16 protein-coding genes are annotated in these 17170 nt (G+C 71.6%); 4 read left to right on the top strand and 12 right to left on the bottom strand.

The features are described 5' to 3' along the window. Window positions 1-184: 184 nt before the first annotated feature. From moeZ to ACIBW9_RS21855, 4 genes are all read right to left on the bottom strand, one after another. Window positions 185-1363, bottom strand: a complete 1179-nt coding sequence (moeZ, locus tag ACIBW9_RS21870) for an adenylyltransferase/sulfurtransferase MoeZ (RefSeq protein ID WP_398957385.1) — start codon at window positions 1361-1363, stop codon at window positions 185-187. 63 nt (window positions 1364-1426) lie between these two features. Beyond that, window positions 1427-2176 (bottom strand): spherulation-specific family 4 protein, encoded by a 750-nt coding sequence (locus tag ACIBW9_RS21865; RefSeq protein WP_398957383.1) that lies wholly within the window; start codon window positions 2174-2176, stop codon window positions 1427-1429. After that, on the bottom strand, window positions 2164-3123 hold the full coding sequence (locus ACIBW9_RS21860) for an NAD-dependent epimerase/dehydratase family protein (RefSeq protein WP_398957381.1): 960 nt from the start codon (window positions 3121-3123) through the stop codon (window positions 2164-2166). The genes ACIBW9_RS21865 and ACIBW9_RS21860 overlap by 13 nt, the downstream gene beginning before the upstream one ends. A gap of 175 nt (window positions 3124-3298) precedes the next feature. Next, on the bottom strand, window positions 3299-4552 hold the full coding sequence (locus ACIBW9_RS21855) for a hypothetical protein (RefSeq protein WP_398957379.1): 1254 nt from the start codon (window positions 4550-4552) through the stop codon (window positions 3299-3301). On the opposite strand from ACIBW9_RS21855, the gene ACIBW9_RS21850 reads away from it, so the two are divergent. Then, the gene (locus ACIBW9_RS21850; protein WP_398957377.1) at window positions 4553-5164 is read left to right on the top strand and encodes a hypothetical protein; all 612 of its coding nucleotides are present in this window, start codon (window positions 4553-4555) and stop codon (window positions 5162-5164) included. 62 nt (window positions 5165-5226) lie between these two features. On the opposite strand, the gene ACIBW9_RS21845 is transcribed toward ACIBW9_RS21850, so the two are convergent. The 8 genes from ACIBW9_RS21845 to ACIBW9_RS21810 all read right to left on the bottom strand — a co-directional run bounded on the left by ACIBW9_RS21845 (window position 5227) and on the right by ACIBW9_RS21810 (window position 15436). Further along, on the bottom strand, window positions 5227-6954 hold the full coding sequence (locus ACIBW9_RS21845; RefSeq protein WP_398957375.1) for a DUF3492 domain-containing protein: 1728 nt from the start codon (window positions 6952-6954) through the stop codon (window positions 5227-5229). A gap of 189 nt (window positions 6955-7143) precedes the next feature. Next, window positions 7144-9006, bottom strand: a complete 1863-nt coding sequence (locus tag ACIBW9_RS21840; protein WP_398957373.1) for a dipeptide ABC transporter ATP-binding protein — start codon at window positions 9004-9006, stop codon at window positions 7144-7146. After that, on the bottom strand, window positions 9003-10001 hold the full coding sequence (locus tag ACIBW9_RS21835; RefSeq protein ID WP_398957370.1) for an ABC transporter permease: 999 nt from the start codon (window positions 9999-10001) through the stop codon (window positions 9003-9005). Before ACIBW9_RS21835 ends, ACIBW9_RS21840 begins: the two co-directional genes overlap by 4 nt. After that, on the bottom strand, window positions 9998-11008 hold the full coding sequence (locus ACIBW9_RS21830) for an ABC transporter permease (protein WP_398957368.1): 1011 nt from the start codon (window positions 11006-11008) through the stop codon (window positions 9998-10000). The genes ACIBW9_RS21835 and ACIBW9_RS21830 overlap by 4 nt, the downstream gene beginning before the upstream one ends. Window positions 11009-11012: 4 nt before the next feature. Beyond that, complete coding sequence (locus ACIBW9_RS21825) at window positions 11013-12731, bottom strand: ABC transporter substrate-binding protein (protein ID WP_398957366.1); 1719 nt, start codon at window positions 12729-12731, stop codon at window positions 11013-11015. Window positions 12732-12915: 184 nt separating this feature from the next. Beyond that, complete coding sequence (locus ACIBW9_RS21820) at window positions 12916-13008, bottom strand: Ms4533A family Cys-rich leader peptide (RefSeq protein ID WP_351483554.1); 93 nt, start codon at window positions 13006-13008, stop codon at window positions 12916-12918. Between the two features lie 56 nt (window positions 13009-13064). Further along, window positions 13065-14366, bottom strand: coding sequence for a DUF3152 domain-containing protein (locus ACIBW9_RS21815; protein ID WP_398957364.1), 1302 nt, complete (start codon window positions 14364-14366; stop codon window positions 13065-13067). Window positions 14367-14374: 8 nt separating this feature from the next. Then, window positions 14375-15436: an alpha/beta fold hydrolase gene (locus tag ACIBW9_RS21810; RefSeq protein ID WP_398957362.1), complete on the bottom strand. Its 1062-nt coding sequence runs from the start codon at window positions 15434-15436 to the stop codon at window positions 14375-14377. Between the two features lie 164 nt (window positions 15437-15600). Here ACIBW9_RS21810 and ACIBW9_RS21805 point away from each other — a divergent pair, with 164 nt between their 5' ends. From ACIBW9_RS21805 to ACIBW9_RS21795, 3 genes are all read left to right on the top strand, one after another. Next, window positions 15601-15825 (top strand): hypothetical protein, encoded by a 225-nt coding sequence (locus tag ACIBW9_RS21805; RefSeq protein ID WP_398957360.1) that lies wholly within the window; start codon window positions 15601-15603, stop codon window positions 15823-15825. Between the two features lie 205 nt (window positions 15826-16030). Further along, window positions 16031-16675 carry a TetR/AcrR family transcriptional regulator gene (locus tag ACIBW9_RS21800; protein WP_398957358.1) on the top strand — a complete coding sequence of 215 codons (645 nt, stop codon included), beginning with the start codon at window positions 16031-16033 and terminating at the stop codon, window positions 16673-16675. Window positions 16676-16827: 152 nt separating this feature from the next. Beyond that, window positions 16828-17055: a DUF3107 domain-containing protein gene (locus ACIBW9_RS21795; RefSeq protein WP_030929216.1), complete on the top strand. Its 228-nt coding sequence runs from the start codon at window positions 16828-16830 to the stop codon at window positions 17053-17055. The last annotated feature ends 115 nt before the right edge of the window (window positions 17056-17170 follow it).

Genomic DNA, 17170 nt, shown 5'->3' with positions numbered 1-17170 from the left:
GCTCGCTCCAACGACCATGCCCATCACCAGACACGGCTCACCATGGGCATGTCCCCCACGTGTCCGAACCAGCGAGCGCCACGCGAGGTCACTCGACGGCGACCGACGACGACAGAAGCCCACGGCATCCGAACTGGTCAGAGCCGTGGGCTTCCTCAGTCTCGCTGGTCGGCGAGAGCGGTGATCAGTAGACGGGCTTGTGCGGCTCGATCTGGTTGACCCAGCCGATCACGCCGCCGCCCACGTGTACGGCGTCGGCGAAGCCCGCGGACTTCAGGACGGCGAGGACTTCCGCACTGCGGACACCCGTCTTGCAGTGCAGGACGATCTTCTTGTCCTGCGGGAGGGTCTCCAGGGCGGTGCCCATGAGAAACTCGTTCTTCGGGATCAGCTTGGCGCCGGGGATCGAGACGATCTCGTACTCGTTGATCTCACGGACGTCGATGATCTCGATGTTCTCGCCGTCGTCGATCCACTCCTTGAGCTGCTTCGGAGTGATCGTCGAGCCGGCGGCCGCCTCCTGGGCCTCCTCGGAGACGACGCCGCAGAAGGCCTCGTAGTCGATGAGCTCGGTGACGGTCGGGTTCTCGCCGCAGACCGCGCAGTTCGGGTCCTTGCGGACCTTGACCTGGCGGTACTGCATCTCCAGGGCGTCGTAGATCATCAGGCGGCCGACCAGGGGCTCACCGGTGCCGGTGAGAACCTTGATGGCCTCCGTGACCTGGATGGAGCCGATGGACGCGCACAGCACGCCCAGGACGCCGCCCTCGGCGCAGGAGGGGACCATGCCCGGCGGCGGGGGCTCCGGGTACAGGCAGCGGTAGCAGGGGCCGTGCTCGGACCAGAAGACGGAGGCCTGACCGTCGAAACGGTAGATCGAACCCCACACGTACGGCTTGTTGAGCAGCACGCACGCGTCGTTGACCAGGTAGCGGGTCGCGAAGTTGTCCGTGCCGTCGACGATCAGGTCGTACTGGCTGAAGATGTCCATCACGTTGTCGGCCTCGAGCCGCTCCTCGTGAAGGATCACGTTCACGTACGGGTTGATGCCGAGGACGGAGTCGCGCGCGGACTCGGCCTTGGAGCGGCCGATGTCGGCCTGGCTGTGGATGATCTGGCGCTGCAGGTTCGACTCGTCGACCTCGTCGAACTCCACGATGCCGAGCGTGCCGACGCCCGCCGCGGCCAGGTACATCAGCGCCGGCGAGCCCAGGCCGCCGGCGCCCACACAGAGCACCTTGGCGTTCTTCAGCCGCTTCTGCCCGTCCATGCCCACGTCGGGGATGATCAGGTGGCGGGAGTACCTGCGGACCTCGTCTACGGTGAGCTCAGCAGCTGGCTCGACCAGGGGTGGCAGCGACACGGGGACTCCGTTGGTCGGTCAATCACTACAGTTGTTCTCCCCGTAACACTGCCACGGCCTTCTTCATTCCGAGACACCCGTTCCGATCCGCGAGACGATTTCGTCCCAGTAGCCGGGCATGGTCTCCCAGGGGTCGGCGCGGCCGCCCCGGTCGGTGTGGTCGGTGAAGTAGATCGTCGAGGCGCCCTGCCAGCGCGCGATGCGCAGTGCTTCCTCCAGGTGGGGGCGGGGCACTCCGTGGACGAAGTGGCAGAAGCGCTCCGGCGGGTGGTCCGCGGTCCACTCGGCCACCTGCGACCAGCGGTAGTCGCTCCAGGACCCGGAGAAGGTGACCAGTTGGTCGGCGGTCTCGGCATAGCCGGGGTGCGGGTGGGTGCCGTGGCCGAGGACGATGTGGGCAGCGTCACGGATCCCTCGGAGCGCGGTGACGGTCCGGCGGACCTCGGGGAGCGAGACGTGTTCGGCCGGGCAGCGGTCCAGCAGAAAGCCGTCGACCTGGTACCAGTCGAGGTAGCGGTGCGCGTCGGAGATCACCTCGCCGAAGGTGCGGGCCCCGTGGGCGGCGTCGAGGTGGCCGAGGACCCGGACGCCCGCGTTGCGCAGGCGGCCGGCGGCCTCCAGGCAGTGCGGGTCGGGGCGGGAGCCGGGGCCGTCGGCCACGTTGAGGACGACCCAGTGCAAGGGCGTTCCGGGGCGGGTGAGTTCGCCCCACTCGGTGGGGGCGACGAGGGGGTGTGCGTAGCCGGGGATGCCGAACCCGGTGCGGACGCCGGTGCTCGCGGTGCCTGCTTTGGCGCTGGTCAGATACGGCATGCCGCCTCCATCCAGATGTCGGCGAGGGACTCTTCGAGGTTGATGCGGGGCCGCCAGCCGAGCCGGTCGCGTGCGGTGCGCACATCGGCCTGCTGCCAGCTGCCGCAGCCGTCGGGGTACGGGTACGCGACCGGGGCGGCGTGGTCGGATTCGCTACGGGGGTGGCCGATGGTGGCCCGCAGCGGGCCGGGCGGCCCGTCGAGTTCGTGGAGCGCGCCGCCGTATCCGGCCACGCGGGCGAGCACGGCGGCGGCGTCGCGCAGCCGGACGGCGCGGCCCGAGCCGATGTTGATGACGCCCTGCGCGGCGGACAGCGAGGCGGCGTGCACGGCGCGGGCCACGTCGCGTACGTCGATGAAGTCGCGCTGGACGCCGAGGCCGCCGAGTTTGAGTTCGCCGTCGCCGGACTGCATGGCGCGGCGCATGGCCTCGGCGAGCCGGCCGAGCGGCGAGCCGGCGGGGGTGCCGGGGCCGGCCGGGGAGAAGACCCGCAGGACGACGGCGTCCAGGCCCGAGCCCAGGACCAGTTCGGTGGCGGCGAGCTTGCTCACGCCGTACGGGCCTCCGGGGCGCGGGACGGCGTCCTCCGCCGTCGACGAACCCGGCTGGCTCGGGCCGTACTCGGCGCCGCAGCCGATCTGCACCAGGCGGGCGCCGCAGCCGCTGCGGCGCAGGGCCTCGCAGACGGTGGCGACGGCGACGGTGTTGTGGCGGGTGAGGTCGCGGGCGCCGCCCCGGGTGGCGCCGGCGCAGTTGATGACGACACCGGGATGGACCGCGTCGAGGAAGCGGGTGAGGGCTCCGGGACTGCCGGACGCGAGGTCGAAGCGGACGTCGGCGTCGTCGCCGCGGCCGAGCGCGGTGAGCTGGACGGCCGGGTCGGCGAGCAGACGGTCGGCGACGAAGCGGCCGAGGTAGCCGTTGGCTCCGATCAGCAGGACTCTCATCGGGCGGCTCCCGGGGCCGAGATGTCGGGTCGGGAGGTGATCATCTGGGGTTCTCCTTCGGAGGGGGTGGTGCGCTTGCCTCGGGCGGCGGGGCCGGGCGCCTGCGGCAGTGCGTGGGCCGGCGCCCGTCGGAGTACGTGCGACTCGTGGGGGTGCGCTGGGGACGGCTGCCGCGTCAGCACGGCCGGTCCGCGGGCGCATGGGCCGAGGCCCGGGTGAGGGTGCGGGTGGCGTGGATCAGCAGGGTCAGTGCGGCTGTCCCACAGGCCAGGGCCGGGACGCTGCCGGGGCCCCAGTGGTCGACGAGGGTCTCCACGGGGGTGGCGAGGAAGCCGCACCCGGGGAGGCGGCCCGCGAGGACGGTGGCCGTGGCGGTGGCCTCGGCCGCGGCCGTGGTGGTGAGGACGAGCGCGGGGGCGTGGGTGAAACCGTGCGTGGTGAGGAGGCGGGCGAGGAGCAGCAGGGCGCCCAGGGTGACGGTCTGGGCGTGGTCCACGGGTTCGCCCAGGGCCGCGCCGCACAGGGCGAGCAGGGCCGTCAGCGCGCACAGGAACAGGGCGAACGTGCCGATGAGGAGCGGTCGTACGGAGGCTGCGTACTCCTCCAGGGCACGGCTGGCGGTCAGTCTGCGGCGGGCGCGTACGGCGAAGAGGTGGGCGCTCCAGGCCGCGGGGGCGCAGGCCAGCATGAGGGCCAGGACGGGAGCCGTGGCGAGGGGCCAGGGGCCGTGAGGGCCTCCGGCGAGGGCTGAGCGCAGGAGGCCGTCGCCGAGGAGGGCGTACCCGAGGAGCCAGTACGTGCTCATACGGCTGCCGGGCGCGTGCGGGAGGGGTCCCGGGGGTCTGCGGTCCGTCACGCCGAGGGGGCCGCGGGTGAGCGCCGCGCGCACGGCGAGAGCGACGGCGAGGACTCCGACGGCGGCCGCGATCGCGCGGGCCTGTCCGTGGGTGAGGTGCAGGGCGGCGACGGTCGCCGCGCACAGTGCGCCGGGCAGGAGGGTGAGCAGAGCCCAGCCGAGGCGTGCCCTGGGCATCTCGAGGGCTGCTGGGCGGACGGAGGCGCCGTCGTCGCGAGGCACGCGCGCGTACATCTCCTCCGCCAGGGAGAAGACGTCCCGGTGCCGGAAGCGTGCGGCGGTCCGGTCGGTCACCCCGTGCGCCTCCAGACCCGCAGCGATCTCCAAGGGGTCCACCGCCCGCTCGCACAACTCGCGGTGACGGTGCATCAGCGCCTTCACGGGGTCGGCGGCGGCGCGCCGCGGAGCAGCTGGCGGCCGGGAAGTGGCCGGGCGGTCGGTGTCTGCCTGCACCGCCGCGGGGGCTTCGACGTCCGCACGCGTAGGCGCCACCGCGTCGGCCTCTGCACGCGTGCGTGCCGTGGCTTGGGCGTCTGCCCGCGCGCGGGTCGAGGGTTCGGGGTCGCCACGCATGTGTGCCGAGACTTCGGCATCAACGCCCGCCCCAGCCGACGATGCGGCGTCGCCACGCGTGCGTGCCGAAGCTCCGGCGTCAGCACCCGCGCCGGTCAGGCATTCGGCATCGCCACGCGTGCGTGCCAGGGGTTCGGCGTCAGCACCCGCGCGGGCCAGGCATTCGGCGTCGCCACGCGCGCGTGCCGCGGCTTCGACATCAACACCCGTGCGGGCCAGGCATTCGACATCAACACCCGCGCCAGCCGACGATGCGGCGTCGCCACGCGTGCGTGCCGAAGCTCCGGCGTCAGCACCCGCGCCGGTCAGGCATTCGGCATCGCCACGCGTGCGTGCCAGGGGTTCGGCGTCAGCACCCGCGCGGGCCAGGCATTCGGCGTCGCCACGCGCGCGTGCCGCGGCTTCGACATCAACACCCGTGCGGGCCAGGCATTCGGCGTCGCCATGCGTGCGTGCCAGCGGTTCGGCGTTTGCGTCGCCACGCGTGCGTGCCAGCCCCTCGGCATCGGCCCGCGCGCATGCCCCAGCGTCATCGCCGCCGCGCCCACCAGGTGCCGCCTCCCCTCCGGGGGCGTCCGGGGCGGTGGGCTCCTCCGCGAGCCATCCCTGTGACCGTTCGTCCCAGGCTCCGGGGCTGTCCGGGGTGCCAGGGCGGTCCAGTGCTCCCAGGTCGCTCATCGCGCCCCCTCGGTGGCCGGCATCGGAGGTGTGGGCCGCGGCGGTGTCGCGCGTACCGGGGTGCCCGTGGCCCAGCCGGGGCCGCCGCGGGCCACCACGCGCGCGTCCGGGTGGGTCCAGCGGCCGGGGAGGTGCGCCTCGGCGGGGACGGCGAACGGCAGGGGCTCTCCCGTGTCGTCGAGGACGACACGGCGCACCGGGGTGCGCGAGACGACCTCCAGGTAAATGCCGTGAAATGCCGTGGTGTTCTGCTCGACGGTGAACAGTTCGAGCGCACGCGCGCGTGCCGCGGCGCCCAGGCGCTCCCGGCGCTCGGGGTCACGCAGCAGCGCCAGGCACGCTTCGGCGAGCGCCCGCGGGTTGCGCGGCGGTACGACGAGCCCCGTGCCCCCGATGACCTCCACCACGGCGCCGACATCCGTGGAGACGGTCGCGCGCCCGCAGAACATCGCCTCGACGAGGCTGATCGGGAAGCCCTCGACGACGCTGGACAGCACGGTCACGGCGCCGGCGGCGTACGCGTCGGCGAGGCTCGGCAGCTCGGGGCCGCCGATCTCCTCGAAGGACACGGGATTGTCGCCGACGGCGTGCAGCCCTGCCGCCTCGTCGGGGAAGAGCTGCGCGGCAAGAGCCCGGCAGTGCCCGAGATAGGCCTCGCCGTCGGGGCCGTCCGGGGAACCGACGATCCGCAGCAGGGCCTTCGGCGCCTCCTTGCGGATCTCCGCGAAGGCGTGCAGCAGCGACACCAGGTCCTTGGCGGGTTCGACGCGGCCGACCCAGACCAGCGTGTCGGGGTCCGCGGACTGGGGGGACTCGCCCACCTCGGCGAAGCGGGAGGCGTCCATGCCCGGATAGACCGTGCGCAGCTTCGCACGGTCGGCGCCGCACCGTTCCTGCCAGCGGCGGGCGTGCGCGTTGCCGGGCGTGACGATCGTGGCGCGGTCGTAGATCTCGGCGGCGAGCCTGCCGTGGAAGGCGGCGAGCAGGGACCGTACGGCGGGCGGCGCGCCCGTGGCGGCCAGGTAGTGGGTGCGCAGTCGCACGCCGTACTCGGTCAGCAGCAGGGGTACGCCGTGGAAGTGGCGGGCCAGCAGCCCGGGCAGGGCCGCGGGCCCGCCGGACGTCGCGTGGCACAGGTCGGCCGAGCCGAGGTCGTCGTCCTCGTACCAGTCGAGCGAGAGGGGGCGCAGGGCGCGTTCCAGGTGCGCGGCGACGGCGAGCAGATCCGGTACGCGCGCTTCCCGAGCCGCTCCGAGGGCGCCCGGCGCACGACAGGCGCGTTCCAGGACTCGTACGGCGGCCTCGGAGCGGAGCGCTCCCACCAGGCCGCGCTCGTCGCGGGCGAGTTCGGCGAGCCCGTACAGCGCGCTGCTGAAACGGTCCGCCTCAGTGGCCGGGGTCTCCCCCGAAGCGCCGTAAGGGTCCCTGGGGTTCCCCGCGCACAGCGCGGCCGCCAGCTCCCCGTAGCACTCGGCGAACCGGCGCCGCGCCCGGCGCCCGTAACTCGTCCCGTCGTCCTCCGCCGTCCACAGCGGCGCCGTCCGCACCCGGCCGACCTGCGGCGGGAGCGCGACCCAGCCCTCGCTCTCCTGGCGCTCACTGCGGCTGAGCGCGTAGACGTCGAACTCGTGCTGCCCGAGCCCGCGCACGAGCCGGTCGCACCAGAGCCTGGCGTCACCGCTCACATACGGATAGCCACCCTCCGTAAGCAGTCCGATGCGCACGAACGCACCCCCGATCACCCTGTGGGGAGCCGCCGTTGACCCGGCGGCTCGCAGCGGGAAGAACGTATGCGGACAAGGCGGTGGCGCGACGGACGGTTGTCCATCGCGCCACCAAAAGGGGTGAACGGTCGTAACTTTCCCGTGCGGATCGCGTTCGATCGCGCTACGAGATCAAGCAGTTACATCACGTCAGGCCACGGCCAGTTCCCGCCGGGCGGCCCTGCGCCGGGCCGCGACCCGGGGGTCGAGTGCCGGTACGGCGGCGAGCAGCTGCTTGGTGTACGGATCCCGGGGGTTGTCGTACACCTCGTCGGCGGGCCCGGTCTCGACGATCCGGCCGCGGCGCATCACCGCGACCCGGTCGCTGACCTGTCGTACGACGGCGAGGTCGTGGGCGACGAAGACGAGCGCGAGCCCGAGTTCGCGCTGCAGCTCGCCGAGCAGGGCCACGACCTGGGCCTGTGTGGTCACGTCCAGCGCGGAGACGGGCTCGTCGCAGACGATGACACGCGGGTCGGCCGCGAGTGCCCGGGCGATGCCCACGCGCTGGCGCTGGCCGCCGCTGAACTCGTGCGGGTAGCGGTCGTAGTGGGCCCCTTCGAGCCCCACGCGCTCCAGCAGTTCCGTCACGCGCTGCCTGATGCGCTTCTCGTCCCGCTCGCCACGCGCGCGCAGCGGATCGGCGATGGACTCGCCCACGCTGCGACGGGGGTTGAGGGAGGAGACGGGGTCCTGGAACACCATCTGGACGGCCGGATTCACGCCCACGCGCGTGTGCCCCTCGTAACGGACCTCACCCGCGGTCGGCTCCAACAGCCCGACCAGCATCCGTCCGAGCGTCGTCTTGCCGCTGCCGCTCTCGCCGACGACGCCGAGGGTCTCGCCCCGGCGGAGCGTCAGCGACACGTCGTCCACGGCGGCGAACGCCCGCTTGCCGCGCCCGAATTCACGCCGCAGCCCGGCCGTCTCCAGGACGACGTCCCCGGAAGCACCCGAAGAGGCCGTCCGGCCGTTCTCCGTCACGGCGGCCTTGGAGGCAGCCCCGGGGCCCTCCGCCGAAGCGCTCGATGAGCCGCCGTCCCCCAAGGAGCCGGCCCGGGCGCCCCGCGCAGGAGCACCCGAAGAGGCCGTCTCACCGGCCGCGGACGCAGCACCCGCGGACACCGGCCCGTCCTCCTCCGACGAGCCGGGCCGAGCGCCTTCCGCCGAAGCCTCCGGCAGGTCGATTCCGCCGTGGCCCGCCGCAGATTGCGAGGCGACCCCGGGTGTCGTCCGCCGTGCGTCCACGCGCGGGACCGCTGCCAGCAGGGCCCGTGTGTAGGGCTCCGTCGGGGCGTCCAGGACGTCCGTGACCGGCCCGTGTTCGACCACGCGGCCGTGCCGCATGACGAGGACATCGTCGGCGCTCTCGGCGGCGACGCCCACGTCGTGCGTGACGAGCAGCAGCCCCATGCCCGTCTCCTCGCGCAGGGTGTGCAGCAGGTCGAGGATCTGGGCCTGGACGGTGACGTCGAGCGCGGTGGTCGGCTCGTCGGCGATCAGCAGCTCGGGCTCGCAGGCGAGCGCCATGGCGATGAGCGCGCGCTGGCGCATGCCGCCGCTGAACTCGTGCGGACGGGAGCGGGACCGGCGTGGTGCGTCAGGAATTCCCACCCGGTCGAGCACCTCCACCGCACGCGCGCGTGCCGCCCGTCGTGGCACACGCGTGTGCACGCGGTACACCTCGGCGATCTGGTCGCCGATCGCGTAGTACGGGTCGAGGGACGACAGCGGGTCCTGGAAGACCATCGCGGCCTTCGCGCCCCGCAGCCGTCGCAGTGCGTCCTCCGACGCCTGCTGTACGTCGGTTCCCGCGACCTCGATCGAGCCGCCGACCCGCGCGCCCGTGCCGCGGTGCAGTCCCAGCAGCGCCGAGGCGACGGTGGACTTCCCGGAGCCCGACTCGCCGACCAGGGCCAGGGCGGCGCCCTGCTCCAGGCGGAAGGAGAGGCCGTCGACGGCCCGCAGGTCGCCGAACTCGACGGAGAGATCCGTGACTTGGACGAGACTCACGTCAGTACCACCCGTCGGTCGGCCACCGCGTACAGCACGTCCGCGACGGCGTTGGCGAGGACCACGAAGAAGCCGATCACCAGGACCATGCCCACGACGACCGGCAGGTCGACCACATTGACGGCGTGGACGAGTTCCTGGCCGATGCCGGGAAGGCCGAAGAGGGTCTCGGTGAGCACCGCGCCGCCGATCGCCGAGCCGACGTTGTTGGCGTTCAGCGCGATGACGGGCGCCAGCGCCCCGCGCAGCGCGTGCCGTCCCACGATCGTCCGCTCGGCGACGCCGTAGGCCCGGAACGTGCGGATGTGGTCCTCGGCCAGGGTCTCCAGCATCGACGACCTGGTCAGCCGGGCGAACGCCGCGGCCTCGATGAGGGCGAGCGAGAGCCAGGGCAGGAGCAGGTTCCACGCCCACTGCTCGGGGTCGTCGGTGAAGTTCACGTACTGCGGGAAGGGCAGCAGCTGCAGCTCGCCGCAGACGACGATCATCAGGACCAGCCCGATGACGAAGACCGGCGTGGCCCAGCCGGCCAGGGTGAGGGCGGTCAGCACCCGCTCGGTGAACCGGCCGCGCCGCCAGGCGGAGAGGACACCGGTACCGACGCCGAGCACCAGCCACAGCACCATCGCGCCGAGCACGAGCGAGAGGCTCACCGGGAGCTTGGTGAGGATGAGGGCCATGACCTGCTGGTCGCTCTGGTAGGAGAGCCCGAGGCAGGGGGCCGGGCAGTGCTCCACCGAGGTGCCCGTGGAGTAGTCCTGGCCGACGACCAGACCCTCCAGGAAGTGCCAGTAGCGCAGGTACAGCGGATCGCCGAGCTTCAGCTGCTGTGCCACCTGGTGCACCTGCTCCGGGGAGCAGCGCGGGCCGCAGGTGATCTGGGCGACGTTGCCGGGGGTGGCGTAGAAGACGACGTAGACGATCACCGAGATGGCCAGCAGGGTCACCACGGCGCCGACGGTGCGACGCAGGAGGAAGCCTCCGAAGCCGCTCATGCGGTTCCCTCCTTGCCGGCCCTGGCCTCACGCCTGCTGCCCGTGCCGACGCTCAGACGCGAGGCGGCGCGCGGGTCCAGGGCGACGCGGACGCCGTCGCCGAGGACGGTCAGCGCGAGGACGGTGACGAACAGCGAGCCCGCCGGGAGCAGCAGGTACTGCGGGGCCGCCTGGTACCAGACGTCCGCTGCGGTGAGCATCTGTCCCCAGGACGGCGTCGGCGGCTTCACACCGACGCCGAGGAAGGACAGGGCGGCCTCGACGCTGATGTTGACCGGCATGAGGATCGCTGCGTACGTGATGACCGGCGCGGCGAGCCCCGGCAGCAGCTCCCTGCGGGCGATGCGCCAGGTGCCCCAGCCGCTGAGCCGCGCGGCGGAGACGTAGTCGAGCCCCTTCAGGGTGAGCGTCTGGGCGCGCACGATCTTGGCGATGTTGCCCCAGGCGATGAACCCGATGACCAGCGTGACCAGTACAGGTCGCGGGAAGCTCGCCGGGACGATCGCGAGCAGGGCCAACGACATGATCATCAATGGCATGGCGACGAAGATGTCGGTGATCCGGCTCAACAGTTGATCAACCCATCCACGGCCGAGCGCGGAGGCGATGCCCATCACGACACCCACGACGACCTGGATGACCGTCGCGGCGAGCGCGACCCCCAGCGAGACCCGCGCCCCGTACACCAGCCGGGCGAACAGATCCCGCCCGGTCTGCGGTTCGACACCGAGCCAGTGGTCCCCGCTGATGCCTCCGAAGGAGCCGGTCGGCACGCCTCCGCGCGCGGACTCGACGAGCGAGGGGTGGTACGTGGTGGGGTCCTGGCCCTCGAGGGCGGTGAGAAGGGGTGCGGCGACCGCGACCAGGACCAGCAGCGCGACGACGGCCGCCGCGACGAGGGCGGCGCGCTGCGTGCGCAGCCGCCGCCAGAACTGACGGGCGCCCGAGGCCCCCGGGACGACGGTGTCCGTCCCGGGGGTCCGGGCGGTGAGAAGTGCCTCGCTCACGGTGTCACTTCACCGCGACCTGCGAGGGGTCCAGGACGCCGTCCCAGTCGCTGATCACGATGTTGCGGACGTCCTTGCCGTACAGCCGCTTGTAGACGGGGTGGAACAGCGGGACGGTCAGCGCCTGCTCGCCGATCTTCTTGTCCAGCGCGCCCCACCGCTTGGCCGCCTCGTCAAGGTCGGTCAACTTGTTGATCGCGTCAATCTCGTCATTGACCGACTTGTCGTTGAGGAAGCCCGTGTTGAAGTTCGCGCCGTCCTTGACGATCTGCCGGCCGTCGAAGATCGGTGCCAGGAACGGGCCGCCGGAGGGCCAGTCGGCACCCCAGTGCGCGAGGAAGAAGCCGGGCTCGGTCTTCGCGTTGTGAGTCTTGTCGGAGTAGTCGTTCTCCTCCAGACCCTGGAGCTTGACGGTGATGCCGGCCTTCTTGAGCGCGTCCTGGATCGCGGTCGCGATCTCGGGGCTGGTCTCGAAGTCCTTGCTGTTGGAATGGGTGAGGGTGACGGTGAGCCCGTTCTTGTGGCCCGCCTGCGCCAGCAGCTCCTTGGCCTTGGCCGGGTTGCCGGTCTTGCCGGCCGGGAACAGGTCGTACGGCGTGTAGCCGAAGGACTTCTGGTTCGGCAGGAACGTGGTCGCGGCCTCGGCCAGCGCCGAGCCGCCGGCCGCGTTGACCACGGAGGAACGGTCGATGGCGTACGAGATCGCCTGCCGCACCCGGATGTCGTCGAACGGCTTCACCTTCGGGTTGAAAGCGATGTAGTCGGTGTAGCCGAAGTGTCCGGTGCCCACGCGCGCGGCGAGGCTCTTGTCGCCGGTGACCTTGGCCAGCTCGGCGGGGCCGAGGTTGGTGTCGGTGGTGACGGCGGCGGCGTCGGCGCCCTGCGACGCGGAGAGCCGCTGGTTGATGACGGACGAGTCGAGCCCGGACCGTACGTCGATCTTGTCCGGGTAGGCCTTGCGCTCGGCGTCCGTGGCGGCGGACCAGTAGGTGTTGCGCTCCAGGATCAGCCGCTCACCGTCGTTCTCGTTCTTGACGACCTTGTACGGCCCGGACGAGACCGGGTGCTGTTCGTACTTCGTGCCGGTGTCCTTGGCCTTGGGCACCGGCGCGAACTGCGTCTGCGTCGCGAGGAACGGGAACTCGCCCTCGGGCTTGTTCAGGTGGAAGACGATGGTCCGCGCGTCCGGCGTCCGGATGGAGTCCAGCCCGCCCTTGTCCTTGTAGGGGCCCTGGTAGTCGGCGCCGCCGATCAGCCAGTCCCGCAGGTAGGGCGCGCCACCCGAGAGCTCGGGGGCGAAGGAGCGCTCGATGCCGTACTTGATGTCGGCCGAGGTGATCGGCGAGCCGTCCTCGTACTTCAGCCCCTTCTTCAGCGTGTACGTCCACACGGTCGCGTCCTTGTTGGGGCGTCCGGTGTCGGTGGCGAGGTCCGGGACGACCTTGGCGCCGGCAGCGCCGTTCTCGCGGTTGCGCGTGGTGAGCGTGCGGAAGACGAGGGAGGGCACCTTGCCGCCGCCGGAGGTGTACAGGCGGGCGGGGTCGAAGTCCTGCTGCGGGTTGGAGTTCAGGATGGTCAGGGTGCCGCCCTTGTGCGGCGTGGAGTCGCCACCGGAGCCCTTGGCATCGTTGTCCTTCGGCCCGCAGGCGGCGGCGCCCAGGGCCAGAACCAGGCCTATGGATGTCGCCGCCACGCGGGCGCTGTTCACGGACGGTTGACGCATCGGAATGACGACCTCTCGGAGTGTTCGGGGCCCGGAAAACCCGGATGAGCCCGGATGGTGAGACGGATGGACGAGGAGTGAGACGGAAGTGAACAGACCTCTGCCCGGGCGTCAGGTCGCCGAAAACCGTGACCGGGTCACGGAGGGAGAAAGGGATCGCGACGCGAACGCCAGGGGGCGAGCGTCAGCGACAGTGGATGTCGGCCACGCAGAGCGGGGTCACGCCGATCAGCGCCAGCTCGATGGCGGCGCGGTCGAAGGCGTGGGGGGTCGACATGCCCAGAAATATGTATGAACTTTCTGCGCATGTCAACGTGACATATGAGGGGCCTGTCAACTGCCGGGATAGGGCCAGGGGTTGGGCAGGCAGTGGATCCCGTTGTGGTCGAGGAACTTGGTCTGCTGCTGCATGACCGGCGCGAGCTGGCCGTTCTTGCTGCAGGTGACATGGCTGTAGCCGAGCCGGTGGCCCACCTCGTGATTGATCAACATCTGCCGGTAGGCGTGAATTCGGTCACCGTAGGTCTTCGATCCCTGCGCCCATCTGTATGCATTGATCATCACGCGCTCGGTGGCGGCCGAGTCGCACGAGACATTGTCCTCGGTCGTGTCGAGCCCGGACTTCGCGCACCATTGCGCGGTCGTCCCGGGGCTGGCGAGCGTGATCACGAAGTCGGGCTTGCCGGTGTAGATGCGCTCGAAGGTGCGGGCGCCGTGGTGGGCCCAACTCCGGTCGTCGTTGAGCGTCTTCTGCACGGCCTCGGCGAAGAGTGCGCCGTCGAGCCCGAGCCCCTGCTCCACGTCCACGCGGTAGGTGTACTTCTGCCCTGTGCCCGGCGCCTTGTCGAACCCCGGAACCGCGTCGAACTTGCCCGAACCCTTGAGCGTGGCGCTGAGCGGGTACTTCTCCCCCATCGCCTGCGCGTACGTCAGTGTCGCCACGCCGGCCGAGGAGGTCGGCGAGGGCCCCGAGTCCCGGGCGTCGCGTGCCTGGTCGGTGGCCGACTGCGTGCCGATGCCGGTGTTCCCGGTTCCGTTCGTGACCTGGCCGGCGACGACGACGGCCAGCACGGTGGTGACGGCGGCGGCCGCGATACCGGTGAACGCCCGCCCCTTGCCGCCCCTGGTCTGCGCGGGCACACCGGTGGGCGGCGCGTCGTCCTCGCTCTCGGAGGGCACGCCGACACGGGTGCGGGTGTCCCCGCCGGTGACGGAGGGATACGGCTGCGAGGCGTGCGCCGGGGCACCGGTGCGGGGCGCGAAGACGTCGTCGTCCTCGTCGAAGGCCTCGAGATAGTCCTGCCGGGGCCCACGGAACGGCGCCTGACGCTGCCGCGGTATGGCGACACCGGGACCGGTACCGCTGCCCGGCCCCCTCAACTCACCCCATCCGCCACCGGCTTCACGCTGTTCGGGGTGACCGCCGCGTACCTGGGGGGTGCCGTGCGCGGCGGTGCCGTCGGGGAACCGCGGCATTCCATGGGCAGGCGTACCGTCCGCCGTCCTCGGCGTCCCGTACCCCGAAGCCCGCTGCTGCGCGCCCGACGGCCCGGGCACCCGGCGGCCCCCCGCGCCTATGTCACCGGCGTCACCCTTCGCGGCGGCAGCGCCCCCGCGGCGGCTGTGGCGTCCCACGTCGGCTCTCAGCTCCCCGCACTCTCGGCGGCGGCCTGGCCGTCGTCGACGACCGGCCCACCTCCGTCGAAGGAACCCGCGGCCGCGGGTTCGCCGGACGGGACTCCCTCGGCCAACTCTCCCGTCTCACCGAGGAGTTCGCAGAAGGCCCGGGCCACCGTGTCCGGGTACTCCATCATCGCCACATGCCCCGCGTCCGGCAGGGTGAGCAGACGGGAGTCGCGGAAAGCGCGGGCCGCCCGCTGGGCCATGCGGAAGCCCACGAGTTGGTCCCGGCCGCCGTAGACGAGCAGGGTCGGGGCGAGGACGCGCTCGGCCTGGCGCCACAGACCGTGCTGGCCACCCAGCGTGTAGGCGTTCACCACCCCGCGCGCGGAGCGCGTCAAAGCGTCCCAGAAGTAGGGCAGTTGGAGGCGCCGCTCCATCTCCTCGACCGCATTGCGGAAACCTTCCGGCGTCACCCGCCCCGGGTCGCCGTAGCAGAGCGCCGTGACCCCGCGGACCCGCTCCTCCGCCGACCACTCCTTGGTGAACCGGGTGAAGAGCGCGGTGACACCGGGCAGCGCCAGCAGCGCCGTGGGGACCGCGGTCCGCTGGACGCGGATCTCCGGGAGCGCCGGTGACACCAGCGTGAGCGTCCGTACGAGGTCGGGCCGCAGCGCCGCGACACGGGTGCTGACGGCGCCGCCGAGCGAGTTGCCGAAGAGGTGCACGGGCCCGCGTCCGGCCGCGTCGAGGAAACGGATGACCGCGCGCGCGTGCCCGGTCACCGAGTAGTCGCCGTCGTCCGGCGGCGGCGAGTCGCCGAAGCCCGGCAGGTCGATCGCCTCGCCGTCGACGACACCCTCCAGCTGCTGCATCAGAGCCGACCAGTTCTGCGAGGAGCCGCCGAGGCCGTGGACGTACAGCGCGGGCGGCAGCCCCTCACGGACCGGCGGTCTCGAGCGCACCGACAGCGTGATCCCCGGCAGCCCGACCGACCTGAGCCGCTCACCGTCCGCGACCCTGACGGGCGCCACCTTCGGGAGCGCAGTGGTCGCCGGCACGGAGGGCAGCTCGGTCGAAGACATGCGGCAATGTTACGAGACGATCACGCAGTGACTGCTGTGTTCGCCGTCACAGATCGCATGCACAGCGCATGGCGTCCGGATCGGGTGTCTCCTAGGCTCATAAAGAGGGCACCCGCTGTGGTCCCTGCTTCTTCCAGGGACAGTCGTAGGAAGGGAGCCCAGCCATGGCCGTAGACCCCACCGATCCCGAGACGTTCGAGGACGAGGACACGCAGGAAGCCCAGGAGATCGACGTCGAGGCCCCCGAGAACGACGCCGCGGAACAGTACGCCCACCTCGTGCCCGACCGCGACGACCCTCTCGAGGACGTGGACCCGGCCCGCGCGAACGAGGCCGATCTCGTGGAGCAGCGCCGTGTCGTCTCCATCGACGAGGACGACTACCGCTGACAAGCGCTTACGGGACGGCGAAGGGTGGCGCTGAGCTGGAACGGGGCGGCCCGCTGCCCGCTTCGGCGTGCTTTGAAACCCTCCGTACGGCTTTCGCCACCGTCCGGTCCGTGAAATTCTGCGCTCGCACCGCGCACGACAGGGTTACCGAAAAGTACGATGGCCGCGCGGCGCACACCGCATGTGGACGATTTTGGGAGGCGGCGTGACAGCCATCGAGCAGACAGAGGCGGCACGCCCGCGGGGCACGCGCCTGCCGCGCCGTGCCCGACGGAACCAGTTGCTGGGCGCCGCACAGGAAGTCTTTGTGGCGCAGGGGTACCACGCGGCCGCGATGGACGACATCGCGGAGCGCGCCGGCGTCAGCAAGCCGGTGCTCTACCAGCACTTCCCGGGCAAGCTCGACCTCTATCTCGCACTGCTGGACCAGCACTGCGAGTCGCTGATCGGGGCGGTTCGCGGGGCGCTCGCCTCGACGAGCGACAACAAGCAGCGCGTGCGGGCGACGATGGACGCCTACTTCGCGTACGTCGAGGACGACGGTGGTGCCTTCCGCCTGGTCTTCGAGTCGGACCTGACGAACGAGCCCGCGGTGCGCGAGCGCGTCGACAAGGTCACGAACGAGTGCGCGGAGGCGATCTGCGACGTGATCGCCGAGGACACCGGCCTCTCGCGCGCCGAGTCGATGCTGCTGGCCTCCGGTCTCGGCGGCCTCGCCCAGGTGGTGGCCCGGTCCTGGCTGCACAGCGACCGCAGCGTGCCGCGCGACCAGGCGGTGCAGCTGCTGACCTCGCTCGCCTGGCGCGGCATCGCGGGCTTCCCGCTGCACGGCACCGAACAGCACCACTGACCCGCACGCGCGCGTACAGGCCGTTTGTTCCCGTCCGCTGTTCGCTCCTGGCGTGCAGGCGCGGAGGGTGTACGTCCCCTCACCGGGCTAATGTGTGCTGGGTACGGCGCGTAAAGGTCGCGCACTTCACTGACCGTCGGAGGGACATAGCCGTGGAGGTCAAGATCGGCGTGCAGCACGCGCCCCGCGAGATCGTTCTGGAGAGCGGTCAGAGTGCCGAGGAGGTCGAGCGGGTCGTGGCCGAGGCACTGGCCGGGAAGTCGCAGCTGCTGACCCTCGTGGACGAGCACGGCCGCAAGGTCCTCGTCCCGGCCGAGCGCCTCGCCTACGTCGAGCTCGGCGAGCCGGCCCCGCGCAAGGTGGGTTTCGGAGCGCTGTAGGAGCACAACAGCACATCACCGGAGAGGGGCCCGGGGGCCCGCTGGGGGGCGGGGCCCCCCCCCGCGCCCCCCCCAAATTTTTGAAAAAAAGGTGAACAACACCCGCCCACCGGGG

It is taken from the genome of Streptomyces sp. NPDC049541, assembly GCF_044465725.1.
Lineage (GTDB): Bacteria > Actinomycetota > Actinomycetes > Streptomycetales > Streptomycetaceae > Streptomyces.
This window is presented reverse-complemented; position numbering and strand designations above follow the sequence as displayed.